The organism is Pseudomonas sp. 210_17 TE3656 (assembly GCF_054821965.1).
Genome location: NZ_JBTRBC010000001.1, coordinates 4,412,020 through 4,424,957 on the forward strand (window position 1 = coordinate 4,412,020; position 12,938 = coordinate 4,424,957).

13 protein-coding genes are annotated in these 12,938 nt (G+C 61.0%); 8 read left to right on the plus strand and 5 right to left on the minus strand.

Features of this window, described 5'->3' with window-relative positions; genetic code table 11:
• Nucleotides 1–39: 39 nt before the first annotated feature.
• The 3 genes from ACVI9W_RS20665 (at nucleotide 40) to sthA (ending at nucleotide 4,194) form a co-directional block, all read left to right on the plus strand.
• Complete coding sequence (locus tag ACVI9W_RS20665; protein ID WP_157191847.1) at nucleotides 40–1,503, plus strand: glyceraldehyde-3-phosphate dehydrogenase; 1,464 nt, start codon at nucleotides 40–42, stop codon at nucleotides 1,501–1,503.
• Nucleotides 1,504–1,574: 71 nt separating this feature from the next.
• Nucleotides 1,575–2,576 (plus strand): FAD:protein FMN transferase, encoded by a 1,002-nt coding sequence (locus ACVI9W_RS20670; RefSeq protein WP_461531008.1) that lies wholly within the window; start codon nucleotides 1,575–1,577, stop codon nucleotides 2,574–2,576.
• Between the two features lie 223 nt (nucleotides 2,577–2,799).
• Nucleotides 2,800–4,194 (plus strand): Si-specific NAD(P)(+) transhydrogenase, encoded by a 1,395-nt coding sequence (gene sthA, locus ACVI9W_RS20675; RefSeq protein WP_038608908.1) that lies wholly within the window; start codon nucleotides 2,800–2,802, stop codon nucleotides 4,192–4,194.
• Between the two features lie 42 nt (nucleotides 4,195–4,236).
• Here the strand turns inward: sthA and ACVI9W_RS20680 are convergent, their stop codons facing one another.
• Both ACVI9W_RS20680 and ACVI9W_RS20685 read right to left on the minus strand, forming a co-directional pair.
• Nucleotides 4,237–4,959: a glycerophosphodiester phosphodiesterase gene (locus tag ACVI9W_RS20680; protein ID WP_461531009.1), complete on the minus strand. Its 723-nt coding sequence runs from the start codon at nucleotides 4,957–4,959 to the stop codon at nucleotides 4,237–4,239.
• A 27-nt stretch (nucleotides 4,960–4,986) separates the two neighbouring features.
• Nucleotides 4,987–5,574, minus strand: coding sequence for a PilZ domain-containing protein (locus tag ACVI9W_RS20685; RefSeq protein WP_157191849.1), 588 nt, complete (start codon nucleotides 5,572–5,574; stop codon nucleotides 4,987–4,989).
• Nucleotides 5,575–5,668: 94 nt separating this feature from the next.
• Here ACVI9W_RS20685 and ACVI9W_RS20690 point away from each other — a divergent pair, with 94 nt between their 5' ends.
• From ACVI9W_RS20690 to ACVI9W_RS20700, 3 genes are all read left to right on the plus strand, one after another.
• Nucleotides 5,669–6,919: a lipoprotein-releasing ABC transporter permease subunit gene (locus tag ACVI9W_RS20690; protein WP_461531010.1), complete on the plus strand. Its 1,251-nt coding sequence runs from the start codon at nucleotides 5,669–5,671 to the stop codon at nucleotides 6,917–6,919.
• Between the two features lie 7 nt (nucleotides 6,920–6,926).
• The gene (lolD, locus tag ACVI9W_RS20695) at nucleotides 6,927–7,610 is read left to right on the plus strand and encodes a lipoprotein-releasing ABC transporter ATP-binding protein LolD (protein WP_461531011.1); all 684 of its coding nucleotides are present in this window, start codon (nucleotides 6,927–6,929) and stop codon (nucleotides 7,608–7,610) included.
• Nucleotides 7,611–7,682: 72 nt separating this feature from the next.
• Nucleotides 7,683–8,927 (plus strand): lipoprotein-releasing ABC transporter permease subunit, encoded by a 1,245-nt coding sequence (locus tag ACVI9W_RS20700; RefSeq protein ID WP_461531012.1) that lies wholly within the window; start codon nucleotides 7,683–7,685, stop codon nucleotides 8,925–8,927.
• Nucleotides 8,928–8,987: 60 nt separating this feature from the next.
• On the opposite strand, the gene ACVI9W_RS20705 is transcribed toward ACVI9W_RS20700, so the two are convergent.
• On the minus strand, nucleotides 8,988–10,346 hold the full coding sequence (locus ACVI9W_RS20705; RefSeq protein WP_461531852.1) for a heavy metal sensor histidine kinase: 1,359 nt from the start codon (nucleotides 10,344–10,346) through the stop codon (nucleotides 8,988–8,990).
• Entirely contained in the window at nucleotides 10,343–11,023 is a 681-nt protein-coding gene (locus ACVI9W_RS20710) for a heavy metal response regulator transcription factor (RefSeq protein ID WP_461531013.1), read from the minus strand. The genes ACVI9W_RS20705 and ACVI9W_RS20710 overlap by 4 nt, the downstream gene beginning before the upstream one ends.
• Nucleotides 11,024–11,180: 157 nt before the next feature.
• Here ACVI9W_RS20710 and ACVI9W_RS20715 point away from each other — a divergent pair, with 157 nt between their 5' ends.
• Nucleotides 11,181–11,675, plus strand: coding sequence for a cupredoxin domain-containing protein (locus ACVI9W_RS20715; protein ID WP_461531014.1), 495 nt, complete (start codon nucleotides 11,181–11,183; stop codon nucleotides 11,673–11,675).
• 67 nt (nucleotides 11,676–11,742) lie between these two features.
• Nucleotides 11,743–12,573 carry an NADPH-dependent 7-cyano-7-deazaguanine reductase QueF gene (gene queF, locus ACVI9W_RS20720; protein ID WP_461531015.1) on the plus strand — a complete coding sequence of 277 codons (831 nt, stop codon included), beginning with the start codon at nucleotides 11,743–11,745 and terminating at the stop codon, nucleotides 12,571–12,573.
• A gap of 44 nt (nucleotides 12,574–12,617) precedes the next feature.
• Here queF and ACVI9W_RS20725 read toward each other — a convergent pair whose 3' ends face one another.
• The gene (locus ACVI9W_RS20725) at nucleotides 12,618–12,881 is read right to left on the minus strand and encodes a DUF4404 family protein (RefSeq protein WP_038608926.1); all 264 of its coding nucleotides are present in this window, start codon (nucleotides 12,879–12,881) and stop codon (nucleotides 12,618–12,620) included.
• Between the last annotated feature and the right edge of the window lie 57 nt (nucleotides 12,882–12,938).

Sequence of the window (12,938 nt, forward strand, 5' to 3'; positions counted from 1 at the left end):
GCGGGGCGTCATAATGTAGCCCCTTTTTTCTGTCCCTACATGTGGAAGGTTCCCGTGACTCAGAAGCCCGACCAGTGTCTTGGTGAGTGGATTGATCGTGAAGCACTTGCAGAAGCGATGATCCCGCTTATCGGTCAGCTCTACCGCAATAACAATGTGGTGAGTTCGATCTATGGCCGCAGCCTGATCAACCGTTCGGTGATCTCGATCCTCAAAGCGCACCGCTTTGCTCGTCATCGCCAAACCGACGAAACCGAACTCTCTGTCCACGAGACATTCCCGCTGCTCAAAGCCATGAGCGAGCTGAAACTGGGCGCCGCTTCGGTCGACCTGGGCAAGCTGGCCAACAAATTCAAGCAGGAAGGCAACGGCCGCAGCGCCGAGCAGTTCGTGCGTGAAGAAATGGCTGACGTGGTTGGTCAGCAGAACGCTTCGGCGCGCAAAGGCACCGACGTTGTGCTGTACGGCTTCGGTCGTATCGGCCGCCTGCTGGCGCGCATCCTGATCGAAAAAACCGGTGGTGGCGACGGCCTGCGTCTGCGCGCCATCGTCGTGCGCAAAGGCGCCGAGAACGATCTGGTCAAGCGTGCCAGCCTGCTGCGTCGTGACTCGGTTCACGGCCCGTTCGATGGCACCATCACCATCGACGAAGCCAACAACACCATCACTGCCAACGGCAACCTGATCCAGGTTATCTACGCCAAGAGCCCGAGCGAAGTCGACTACACCCAGTACGGCATCGAAAACGCGCTGATCGTCGATAACACCGGTGTATGGCGTGACGCCGACGGCCTGGGCCAGCACCTGGCCTGCCCGGGCGCTGCCCGCGTGATCCTCACCGCACCTGGCAAAGGCGCGCTGAAGAATATCGTCCACGGTATCAACCATGGCGATATCACTGCTGACGACAAGATCATCTCGGCCGCCTCGTGCACCACCAACGCCATCGTGCCGGTGCTCAAGGCTGTCAATGACAAGTACGGCATCGTCAACGGCCACGTCGAAACCGTTCACTCGTTCACCAACGACCAGAACCTGATCGACAACTTCCACAAGGGCAGCCGTCGTGGCCGTGCCGCGCCGCTGAACATGGTTATCACCGAGACCGGTGCAGCCACCGCAGCCGCCAAGGCGCTGCCAGTGCTCAAGGGCAAGCTGACCGGTAACGCGATTCGTGTTCCTACGCCGAACGTGTCGATGGCCATCCTCAACCTGAACCTGGAAAAGGCCACCAACCGCGAGGAAATCAACGAGTACCTGCGCCAGATGGCCATGCACTCGGATCTGCACAAGCAGATCGATTACGTCAGCTCCCAGGAAGTGGTATCCACCGACTTCGTCGGTTCCCGCCACGCCGGTGTGGTCGATGCCGAAGCCACCATCTGCAACGATAACCGTGTTGTCCTGTACGTCTGGTACGACAACGAATTCGGTTACAGCTGCCAGGTTGTGCGCGTGATGGAAGACATGGCCGGTGTAAACCCGCCAGCTTTCCCACGCTAAGCTTGGCTTGGTTGTGAAAGACGGGAACCTCAGGGTTCCCGTTTTTTTTGCCTGAATTTCCAGGAGGACGGATGCGGAACGTGTTACTGGTGGGTGTGCTGGTGAGTCTGCTGGGCTGTGGACAAGGCGACACGCTTGAGCGTATCAGCGGGCCGACCATGGGCAGCAGTTACACCGTGCAGTATGTACGCACGCCGCAGGGGCCGACGCCGGAGCAGGTCAAGCGTGAGGTGGAAGCTATCCTTGAGGGCGTCGACAAGCGCTTCTCCACCTATCGCAGCGATTCGCTGACCGAGACGTTCAATCGCTTGCCTGCCAACAGCTGTCAGCTCATGCCTGCTGATGTGTTGGAGCTGGTGCGCGTTGGTGAGCAGCTGTCGCAACAGAGTGATGGGGCGTTTGACCTGACCGTGGAACCGTTGCTCGATCTCTGGGGCTTCGGACCGCAGTCGCGAATGGAAAAAATACCTGACGCACAGGCGCTGGCCGCTGCTCGCGAGCGTGTCGGGCATGGGCATTTGCGCATGGTGGGTGAGCAGCTGTGCAAGGATGCGCCGGTGGAGGTGGACTTCAATAGCATCGCAGCCGGGCATGCAGTAGACCTGCTGGTTGAGCGCTTGCAAGCCTTGGGCGTCGCGGATTTGCTGGTCGAAGTCACGGGTGAGCTCAAGGCTGTGGGGCGAAAACCTGACGGCAGTCACTGGAAAGTGGCCGTGGAGTTGCCCCGTGACGATCGCCAGATTGCCCAGCAAGTGCTGGCGGTGGATGGTTTTGGCGTATCGACCTCCGGTGACTATCGCAATTATTTCGAGGAGAATGGCCAGCGCTATTCGCACACCTTCGATGCGCGTCTGGGCAGGCCGGTGAAACACGACCTGGCGGCGGTGACGGCGTTTGATCGTTCGACGCTAATGGCAGACGGTTACTCGACTCTGTTGCTGATCCTCGGGCCGCAGCAGGGCTGGGAGTTTGCCCTTCGGCACGAGATTGCCGCAGTGTTCGTGACCCGGGTTGCTGACGGTTTCGTCTCTCGTAGCACCCCGGCGTTCGGGCAGGTGACGGCGAAGGATTGAAAAGCTTCGCGGGGCAAGCCCGCTCCCACAGTTTAGGAGCGGGCTTGTCCCGCGATGAATACATGTAGTGCAGAGAAAAATAGCCTACGACGCGACCAAGGGTTAATGTGCGCGGCGTTCAAGCTTGATTAGACTGCACCCGAATTTTTTCATGGCGCCGCTGGCGACATGATCTAGCCCCGCTCGCCAATGTGGCGACCGGGCCTGTTCTGAAGGAGTACGCATGGCTGTCTACAACTACGACGTAGTGGTGCTGGGTTCCGGCCCCGCAGGAGAAGGGGCGGCAATGAATGCTGCCAAAGCAGGACGCAAGGTGGCGATGGTCGATAGCCGTCGCCAGGTCGGCGGCAACTGCACCCACCTGGGCACCATCCCGTCCAAGGCCCTGCGTCACTCGGTGCGCCAGATCATGCAGTTCAACACCAATCCGATGTTCCGGGCGATTGGTGAACCGCGCTGGTTCTCGTTCCCCGACGTGCTTAAAAGCGCCGAGAAAGTGATCGCCAAGCAGGTCGCTTCACGCACCGGCTACTACGCCCGCAACCGTGTCGATGTGTTCTTCGGTACCGGCAGCTTTGCCGACGAGCAGACCATTGAAGTGGTTTGCGCCAACGGCGTGGTCGAAAAGCTGGTGGCCAAGCACATCATCATTGCCACCGGCTCGCGTCCGTACCGTCCGGCCGACATCGATTTCCATCACCCGCGGATCTACGATAGCGACACCATCCTCAGCCTCGGCCACACCCCGCGCAAACTGATCGTGTATGGCGCCGGCGTCATTGGTTGCGAATACGCTTCGATCTTCAGTGGCCTGGGTGTGCTGGTGGAACTGGTGGACAACCGTGGCCAGTTGCTGAGCTTCCTCGACTCGGAAATCTCCCAGGCGTTGAGCTACCACTTCAGCAACAACAACATCACGGTTCGCCACAACGAAGAGTACGAGCGCGTCGAAGGCCTGGACAACGGTGTGATCCTGCACCTGAAATCGGGCAAGAAGATCAAGGCCGATGCCTTGCTCTGGTGCAACGGCCGTACCGGCAACACCGACAAGCTGGGTCTGGAAAACATCGGCATCAAGGTCAACAGCCGTGGCCAGATCGAAGTCGATGAGAACTACCGCACCCACGTGCCGAACATCTACGGTGCCGGTGACGTGATCGGTTGGCCGAGCCTGGCCAGTGCTGCGCACGACCAGGGTCGCTCGGCCGCTGGCAGCATCGTCGACAATGGCAGCTGGCGCTTCGTCAACGATGTGCCGACCGGCATCTACACCATTCCGGAGATCAGCTCGATCGGCAAGAACGAGCAGGAACTGACCCAGGCCAAAGTACCTTACGAAGTCGGCAAGGCCTTCTTCAAAGGCATGGCGCGGGCGCAGATCGCCGGTGAGCCGCAAGGCATGCTGAAGATCCTGTTCCACCGCGAGACCCTGGAAATCCTCGGTGTGCACTGCTTCGGTTATCAGGCGTCGGAGATTGTCCACATCGGTCAGGCGATCATGGATCAGCCGGGTGAGCGCAACACCCTGAAGTACTTCGTCAACACCACCTTCAACTACCCGACCATGGCCGAAGCCTATCGGGTAGCGGCCTACGACGGTCTCAACCGGCTTTTTTGAGCGGCTCCGGCCGGTGGCCTGAGCCGGCCGGGGAGACCGATTTCAGCGATTCTCGAGGGTGGCGCTGGCCAAACCGGGAAAGTCTGTAATCAGGCTGTCTACGCCGAAGTCGGCGAGCCTGCGCATCAGCGCCGGCTCGTTGACTGTCCACACCGACACGTGCAAATCCTGGCGCTGGGCCTTGATCAGGCGCTCAGGGGTGCACAGTGTCCAGTTCAACGCCAGCAAATTGCAGTCATAGTTCTGGGCGACCTTCAGCGGGTCGAGCCAGGCGTACTCGGCGACCAGTCCGCGAGAAATATCCGGCGTCAATTCAAGGGCTGCACCCAGCACTTCCCGAGAACTTGAGGTAATGGTGATCCTGTCGAGCAGGCCGTACTGCTGGGCCATTTCGCGAATGGCCAGTACCGTGGTCACCGCACGGGTGCGCGAGGCGCTCTTGACCTCCAGTTGCCAGTGCTCGAAGTCGCACTTCTCGAACAGCTCTTCCAGCCGTGGAATGGGGCAGGGCGATACCCAGCCCGGGCCACCTTCGCGTGCATCGTAAGTCACCAGGTTCGCCGCTTCGTGCTCGACCACCTTGCCGCGTCGGCCGGTGGTGCGCTTGAGGCTCGGGTCGTGAATGACCATCAGTTCGTTGTCAGCCGACAGGTGCAGGTCCAGTTCGCAACGGCGCACGCCGTGCTTGAGACACTGCTGGAAGCTGGTCAGGGTGTTTTCGGGGGCTTCGCCCTTGGCGCCACGGTGGCCGTAAATCTGGGTCACGTTTGTTCCTTCAAGAAAGGGTGAGACTCAAGAAGCGCTCGGGGCGTTCTGTTCCAGTGCCTGACGTCGTTGTTGTGCCTGTCGTTGCAGGATGTAGCGGGCCAGCAGTTGGCGTTGGGCATCGGTCATGTCGACGAACTCGGTACCGATTTCGTACAGGCCGTCAGGCTGCTGATCGCAGTGGGTGACTCTGGCGCGCAACAGCAAGCCCAGGGCTTGCGGCATCAATACCATCTTCACCGCGACCCGGCTGCCAGCGGCAAGCGCTTGGGCCTGGTTGAACTCGATACCGCCTTCGGACAGCACTACCGCCTGTGGCGCGCTGAGCTGCCCGAGCAGTGTCTGCGCAACCACAGCGCTGAGCAGGTCGATACGTTTGTTCTGCGCCTTGAGGAAGGCGGCCAAGGTGCGATCCTTTTCACTGAGCTGGCGCAGCAGGTGCTGGGACTCGAATTCACTCAGGTGCAGTTCGCTGAGCAGGTTGAAGAGTGGTGAATCATCTTGCAACAAGTCTGGGCCAAGGGCTTCAGTAGCACTTAGCGGGCTAATTTCCAGTGCGATCCTATCGTCGATACGGTAGTATTCGCGGCGATCTTCTTCATCTAATGTCGACATGGCGAACCCATGGTAGCGGCGGTGGTCTGAGTGTAAAGCTGCTATTCAAGCCCCGCCACAAGGACGTTCCTCTTTCATCCGAACAAGCCCCGACATGTTCAGACCTCTCTTCGTATTCATCGGCACGCGTTACACCCGTGCCAAGCGTCGCAACCACTTCGTCTCGTTCATTTCCCTGACCTCGATGATCGGCCTCGCCCTGGGCGTGGTGGTGATGATCGTGGTGTTGTCGGTCATGAACGGTTTCGATCATGAGATGCGCACCCGGGTATTGGGCATGGTGCCCCATGCCACCCTTGAAACCGGACAGCCGATCAGCGACTGGCCCGCCCTTGCCAAGCAAGTAAAGCAGAACCCGCAGGTTGTGGCGGTGGCACCCTTTACCCAGATGCAGGGTTTGCTGACTCATGACGGCAAGGTGCAGAAGGTGCTGCTCAACGGCATCGACCCGGCCCAGGAGCGGCAGGTCTCGATCATCGACAACTTCATTCGTGAAGGTAAGCTCGACGCCCTGGCGCCGGGTGAGTTCGGCATCATGATCGGTGACAAGGCGGCGGCCAAGCTGGGTGTCGGTATCGGCGACAAGCTGACTTTCGTCGCCCCGGAGGTCACCGTGACCCCCGCCGGCATGTTCCCGCGCATGAAGCGCTTTACCGTGGTCGGCATCTTCCATGTCGGCGCCGGTGAAATCGACGGCTACCTGGGGCTTACCAACCTGTCGGACCTGTCGCGTCTGCACCGCTGGAAAGCCGACCAGGTCCAGGGCCTGCGCCTGAAGTTCGACGACCTGTTCCAGGCGCCGCGCACCGCCTGGGATATCGCCCAGAACCTGGGTGACCGCGAGTTCTATGCCCGCGACTGGACCCGCAGCCATGGCAACCTGTACCAGGCGATCCGCATGGAGAAGGCGATGATCGGCCTGCTGTTGCTGCTGATCGTTGCGGTGGCGGCGTTCAACATCATTTCCACCCTGGTGATGGTGGTCAACGACAAGAAGGGCGATATCGCCATCTTGCGTACCCTGGGTTCGACCCCAGGGCAGATCATGGCCATCTTCATGGTCCAGGGTACCGTGATCGGCGTGGTCGGTACCTTGATCGGCGGGGTGGTCGGCATCGCTGCGGCGCTGAATGTCAGCGCGGCAATCGCCGGGCTCGAGCGCCTGATCGGACACAAGTTCCTCAATGCCGACGTCTACTTCATCGACTACCTGCCGTCCCAGGTCATGGCCGAAGACGTGTGGATGGTCTGCGGTGCGGCATTGGTCCTGAGTTTCCTCGCCACCCTGTATCCGGCCTGGCGTGCGGCACGCACCCAGCCTGCGGAGGCGCTACGTTATGAGTGAGTTGGGCATGAGTAATAAAGCAGTGCTGAGTTGCCGCAACCTGGGCAAGTCCTACGAGGAAGGCCCGGAGAAGGTTCAGGTGTTGTCCGGTCTGCAACTGGAGCTGCACCCCGGTGAGCGGGTGGCCATTGTCGGCAGTTCGGGTTCGGGCAAGAGTACCTTGCTCAACCTGCTGGGCGGTCTCGACACCCCGACCGAGGGCAGCGTCTGGCTGGCCGGTGAAGAGCTGTCGGCCCTCGGTGAGCGTGCCCGTGGCCTGCTGCGCAACCGCGCGCTGGGCTTCGTCTACCAGTTCCATCACCTGCTGCCGGAGTTCACCGCGCTGGAGAACGTGTGCATGCCGCTGCTGATTGGCCGCACCGCCATCCACGAAGCGCGCGAGCGCGCCGAAGCGTTGCTCAAGCGCGTCGGTCTGGGCCACCGTCTGAGTCACAAACCGGCCGAGCTGTCCGGTGGTGAGCGCCAGCGAGTAGCGATTGCCCGCGCCCTGGTCAACCGGCCGGGGCTGGTGATGCTCGATGAGCCGACCGGTAACCTCGACCACCACACCGCCCAAGGCATCCAGGACCTGATGCAGGAGCTGAGCAGCTCGTCGCAGACAGCCTTCCTGGTGGTCACCCACGATCTCAACCTGGCGCGGCAGATGGACCGTGTGCTGCGCCTGGACGACGGTCACCTGGTACCGATCTGACCTGGCCGTGCAGCGTGCCCGCATACTTAGGCGGGCACCGTGTTTCTTTTCTTTACCTGGGTGCTTCCGTTCATGTTCAGACCCTTGTCTATTTTCATCGGCGCGCGCTACACCCGCGCCAAGCGCCGCAACCATTTCATCTCGTTCATTTCCATGACCTCGATGATCGGCCTGTCCCTGGGTGTGCTGGCGATGATCGTGGTGTTGTCGGTAATGAACGGTTTTCAGCGCGAAATGAGTGCGCGGATCCTCGGCATGGTGCCGCATGCCAGCATTCTCGGTGTGCAGCCATTGGCTGACTGGCGCCCGGCGGCCGAGGCTGCGCTGAAAAACCCGCAAGTGCTTGCTGTCGCGCCGTTGACCGAGATGGAGGGCATGCTCTCCTACAAGGGGGCGATGCAGCCGATCCAGGTCAGCGGTATCGATCCGGCCGAGGAGGGCAAGGTCTCGATCGTTGCCCAGCACATCGTCCAGGGCAGCCTGCAGGCGCTGGAACCGGGCGAATACGGGGTAGTGATCGGCGAGATCAGCGCCCGGCGTTTTCGTTTGAATGTCGGTGACAAGCTGACCCTGATCGTGCCGGAAGTGAGCAGTGCTCCAGGTGGCATCACGCCGCGGATGCAGCGTCTGAATGTGGTCGGGGTGTTCAAGGTGGGCGCCGAGCTGGATGGCTCCATGGCCTACATCCATATGGCCGATGCAGCACAAATGCAGCGCTGGCAGCCGGGTCAGGTGCAGGGCGTGCGCCTCAAGCTCAAGGACCTGTACGCCGCGCCGCAGGTGTCCAAGGCTATCGCCGCAAGCCTGGGCGAGCAGTACCGTGCCGATGACTGGTCGCATACCCAGGGCAGCCTGTTCAGCGCCATGAAGATGGAAAAGACCATGATTGGCCTGTTGCTGCTGATGATCATCGCCGTGGCGGCGTTCAACATCATTGCCACGCTGATCATGGTGGTCAATGACAAGGGCGCGGACATCGCCATCCTGCGCACCATTGGCGCGACCCCGGCGCAGATCATGGGCACTTTCATGGTTCAGGGCACCTTGATCGGGATTGTCGGCACCTTGATCGGTGGCGTGCTCGGGGTGGTTGCCGCGCTCAATGTCAGCCAGATTGTCGGCTGGCTGGAGCGGGTCAGCGGGCAACACATCTTTACCTCTGATGTGTATTTCATCAGCAGTCTGCCGTCGGAACTGCAATGGGGTGATGTGGCGCTGATCTGCAGTGCTGGCCTGGTGATGAGTTTTCTGGCGACCTTGTACCCGGCGTATCGGGCTTCGCAGGTAGAACCGGCGTACGCATTGCGTTACGAGTGATGGCCATCGCGGGGCAAGCCCGCTCCCACTGTGGGAGCGGGCTTGCCCCGCGATAAAGTTTCACGCCGCCGGTAGATCAATCACAAACCGCGTCCAGCCCGCCGCCGACTCGGCACGAATACTCCCGCCATGGGCCTGGACAATCGAACGGGTAATCGCCAGGCCCAACCCCGCATGCTCGCTACTGCCTTCACGCCGCGCCGGATCGGCCCGATAGAAACGGTCGAACAGGCGCGGTAGCAATGCCGGGTCTATGGGCGCGCCAGTATTTGCCACCTGCAGGCTCACCTGGTCATTCCCCACCTCGATACTCAAGCGAATTTCGCCCTGTGCCGGGGTAAAGCGCAAGGCGTTGTCCAGCAGGTTGGACAGCGCCCGGCGCAGCATGTGCCGGTCACCTTCCAGGCTGGCCTGGCCTTGGCGATGCAAAGTAATACCGGTTTCTTCGGCCAGCGGGGCGTAGTACTCCAGCAAGGCATCGGCCTCATCAGACAGGGCAAGCCGCTGGCGGCTGGGCATCAACAGGCCGTGGTCGGCCTTGGCCAGATAGAGCATGTCGTTGACCAGTTGTGCCATCCACTGCAGTTCTTCAAGGTTGCTGTGCAAGGCCTCGCGGTATTCGTCCAGGTCGCGTGGGCGGGTGAGGGTGACCTGGGTGTGCGTCAGCAGGTTCGACAATGGCGTGCGCAATTCGTGGGCGATATCGGCAGAGAACGCCGACAAACGCTGAAAGGCATCATCCAGACGTTCCAGCATGGCGTTGACGGTCTGTGCCAGTTCGGCCAGTTCAACCGGCATCTGGTTTTCAGGCAGGCGCGTGGTCAGCGAGCGCGCCGATACCTGTGAGGCGACCTCGCCCATGCGCCGCAATGGTCGCAGGCCGCTGCGCGCAGCCCAGGCGCCGAGCAGGGCGGTGGCCAGGGCGGAGAGGCCGACGGTCAGCCAGATCAGTTGCTGCATGCGCTGCAGGAAGTGCTGGTGGTGGGTGATGTCGAGAAACAGTGTCAGTTGCGCCGACTGTGGGTCGCCATGCTGCAGATTGACGCACAGGCTGCGGTAGTCGCTACTGGTGCTGTGCACGGTGCTGATCCCGGGCACCTGAGGCGATTCGGGCAGGTTGGTCTGGCTGTCGAACCACACCTGGCCATCGCTGCCCCGTACGCGTACCGCGAGGTCAGCCTGGTGGCTCAATTCGGTTTGCAGGGCGGGCAGGCGCGTAGCCAGGCTGGCCGGGTCGTGTACGCCTTCAAGCATCTGGCGCAACACCGACAGTCGACTCTCGAGCAGTTGCTGGTCCAGCTCGATGAAATGGCGTTCGCTGGCGCGGCTGAACAACAGGCCAGCGGTCAACGATACCGCAGCCGTGCAAGCAGCAAACAACAGGGCCAGACGGCCACCCAGGGACAATCGGCGCATCAGGCAAGCCGCTCTTCAAGCACGTAACCCATGCCGCGCACGGTATGAATCAGCTTGCGCTCGTGGTTGTCATCGATTTTCAGGCGAAGGCGGCGGATCGCCACTTCGATGACGTTGGTGTCGCTGTCGAAATTCATGTCCCAGACCTGAGAGGCAATCAGCGACTTGGGCAGTACCTCGCCTTGACGGCGCAGCAGCAGTTCGAGCAGGGCGAACTCCTTGGCGGTCAGGTCGATGCGCTGGCCGTTGCGCTCGACCCGGCGGCGGATCAGGTCCAGGCGCAGGTCGGCAAGGCCCAGGTTGGTTTCCTGGGTCGGGCTGCTGCCGCGGCGCAGCAGGCTGCGCACCCGTGCCAGCAACTCGGAGAAGGCAAACGGCTTGACCAGGTAATCATCGGCGCCCAGCTCCAGGCCATGTACGCGGTCTTCCACGGCATCGCGGGCGGTGAGGAAAAGCACCGGCACCTCACTGCCAGCTGCGCGTACGGCCTGGAGAATCTGCCAGCCATCGCGGCCGGGCAGCATCACATCGAGGATCAGCAGGTCGTAGTCGCCGGTCAGGGCCAGGTGCTGGCCGGTATTGCCGTCGGCGGCCAGCTCCGTGGCAAAGCCTGCTTCACTGAGGCCCTGGCTCAAGTACTGGCCGGTCTTGGTCTGGTCTTCGACGATCAACAGTTTCATCAGGGAGGCTCATGGACATGGGTTGCCGGCTGGTTATACCGCGCCGGAGGGGCCAGATGGCCAAGCTGACAAAGTTGTAATGTTTTTGTCAGGTAGCTGCCAGCGCCGGTTTTCTACAGTGAAGCCTGATTCGTCGCAACCCTGGAGTGGGCCTGATATGAAACACCTTTTTTTCGCTGGCGCCCTGGCGCTGTTCAGTTTGCCTGCACTGGCTTCTCCTGCGAATTCTTTTGCCTTTGGCGCGCCTGCAGCAGCTGCCAAGGCTGATCGTACCGTGGAGATCATCATGGGCGACATGTACTACGCGCCACGCAGCTTGCAGGTCAAGGCCGGGGAAACCGTACGCTTCGTGCTGATCAACAAGGGCGCGGTGGCGCATGAGTTCAGCCTCGGCGACGCGGCCATGCATGCCAGGCATCAGAAGGAAATGATCGCCATGCAGGGGCAGATGGACCACGCGGCCATGGGCCACGGCAGCATGCAGCACGGTGCAATGATGAAACATGACGACCCCAATACGGTGATGGTTGCCCCCGGCAAGCGTGCCGAGCTGACCTGGACCTTCACTCAGACCACCCCCATCGAGTTCGCCTGCAATGTTCCGGGCCACTATCAGGCGGGTATGGTTGGGGAGCTGACCATCGGCCAATAACAGCCGATTCCCCTTTGCATGGCACAAACCGATAAACTAGGCACATTTCGTCCTTCAGGTTTGAGTCATGCATCCCGCCGCCGAACATTCCCCGCTGGGCAAGTCCAGCGAATACATCGCCACTTACACGCCATCGCTGCTGTTCCCGATTCCTCGCGCAGCCAAATGGGCCGAGCTGGGCGTCAGTGCCGAAACGCTGCCATGGCAAGGTGTGGATTTCTGGAACTGCTTCGAGCTGTCCTGGCTGCTGCCGTCGGGTAAGCCGGTGGTGGCGATCGGCGAGTTCGCGATTCCCGCCGATTCGCCGAATATCATCGAGTCGAAGTCGTTCAAGCTGTACCTGAACTCCCTGAATCAGACCGTGTTCGAAACGCCGGCAGCGTTGCAGGCGTGCCTGGCAAAAGATCTCTCGGCCGCGGCCGGCAAACCGGTGGTCGTGCAGATTCGTAGCCTGGCCGAAGTCGAAGGGCAGGGCGTGGTTGCCTTGCCGGGCGTGTGCATTGACGACCTGGACGTCAGCATCAGCAACTACGAGCAACCGCAACCGGAGTTGCTGAGCTGTGACGCCTCCCGCGTCGTCGAAGAAACCTTGCACAGCCACTTGCTCAAATCCAACTGCCCGGTCACTGGCCAGCCGGATTGGGGTAGCGTTACTGTGCACTACCGTGGAGCCGCGCTGGATCACGCGAGCCTGCTGACCTACCTGATCAGCTTCCGCCAGCATGCCGATTTCCATGAGCAGTGCGTGGAGCGCATTTACCTGGACCTCAAGCGTTTGCTCAATCCTGAGTTCCTGACGGTCTATGCCCGATATGTGCGTCGCGGTGGGCTGGATATCAACCCGTACCGCAGCACTGAAGCCGTTACACTGCCTAACCTGCGCCTGGTTCGGCAGTAACGAAAAAGCCCCGTTCGATGACGGGGCTTTTTACTTGAATGGGGTCAGATACCCATACTGTGCAAGCTTACGGCCAGGCGGCGCAAGATGCCGGTCAGGCTGGGGTGGTTGGCTTCAAAGGTTTCGACCGCCAGGTTGACGCTATCGACCAGGTCGTTGTCCGGGACGGTGGCTTCCAGTTCAAGCTTGGCCTCGATTTGCCGCATCAGTTCATGCAGGTGTTCGCGCTCTTCTTCTGAAAGCGGTGGGTTTTGCTCCAGTTGCTCGCGCAGCTCGTTGAGTTGCTGTTGCAGTTCGCGGGCAGGCATGGGTGATCTCCCTCTATGAATAGGCACAGTCATGGACCCCGGTAGCGGGTGAAAGGT

Excerpts from the sequence above, each read along its gene's own strand:
- queF (WP_461531015.1), top strand. The coding sequence starts at position 11,743 with ATGCATCCCGCCGCCGAACATTCCCCGCTGGGCAAGTCCAGCGAATAC.
- lolD (WP_461531011.1), top strand. The coding sequence starts at position 6,927 with ATGAGTAATAAAGCAGTGCTGAGTTGCCGCAACCTGGGCAAGTCCTAC.
- sthA (WP_038608908.1), top strand. The coding sequence starts at position 2,800 with ATGGCTGTCTACAACTACGACGTAGTGGTGCTGGGTTCCGGCCCCGCA.
- ACVI9W_RS20715 (WP_461531014.1), top strand. The coding sequence starts at position 11,181 with ATGAAACACCTTTTTTTCGCTGGCGCCCTGGCGCTGTTCAGTTTGCCT.
- ACVI9W_RS20710 (WP_461531013.1), bottom strand. The coding sequence starts at position 11,023 with ATGAAACTGTTGATCGTCGAAGACCAGACCAAGACCGGCCAGTACTTG.
- ACVI9W_RS20670 (WP_461531008.1), top strand. The coding sequence starts at position 1,575 with ATGCGGAACGTGTTACTGGTGGGTGTGCTGGTGAGTCTGCTGGGCTGT.
- ACVI9W_RS20700 (WP_461531012.1), top strand. The coding sequence starts at position 7,683 with ATGTTCAGACCCTTGTCTATTTTCATCGGCGCGCGCTACACCCGCGCC.
- ACVI9W_RS20725 (WP_038608926.1), bottom strand. The coding sequence starts at position 12,881 with ATGCCTGCCCGCGAACTGCAACAGCAACTCAACGAGCTGCGCGAGCAA.
- ACVI9W_RS20690 (WP_461531010.1), top strand. The coding sequence starts at position 5,669 with ATGTTCAGACCTCTCTTCGTATTCATCGGCACGCGTTACACCCGTGCC.
- ACVI9W_RS20665 (WP_157191847.1), top strand. The coding sequence starts at position 40 with ATGTGGAAGGTTCCCGTGACTCAGAAGCCCGACCAGTGTCTTGGTGAG.
- ACVI9W_RS20685 (WP_157191849.1), bottom strand. The coding sequence starts at position 5,574 with ATGTCGACATTAGATGAAGAAGATCGCCGCGAATACTACCGTATCGAC.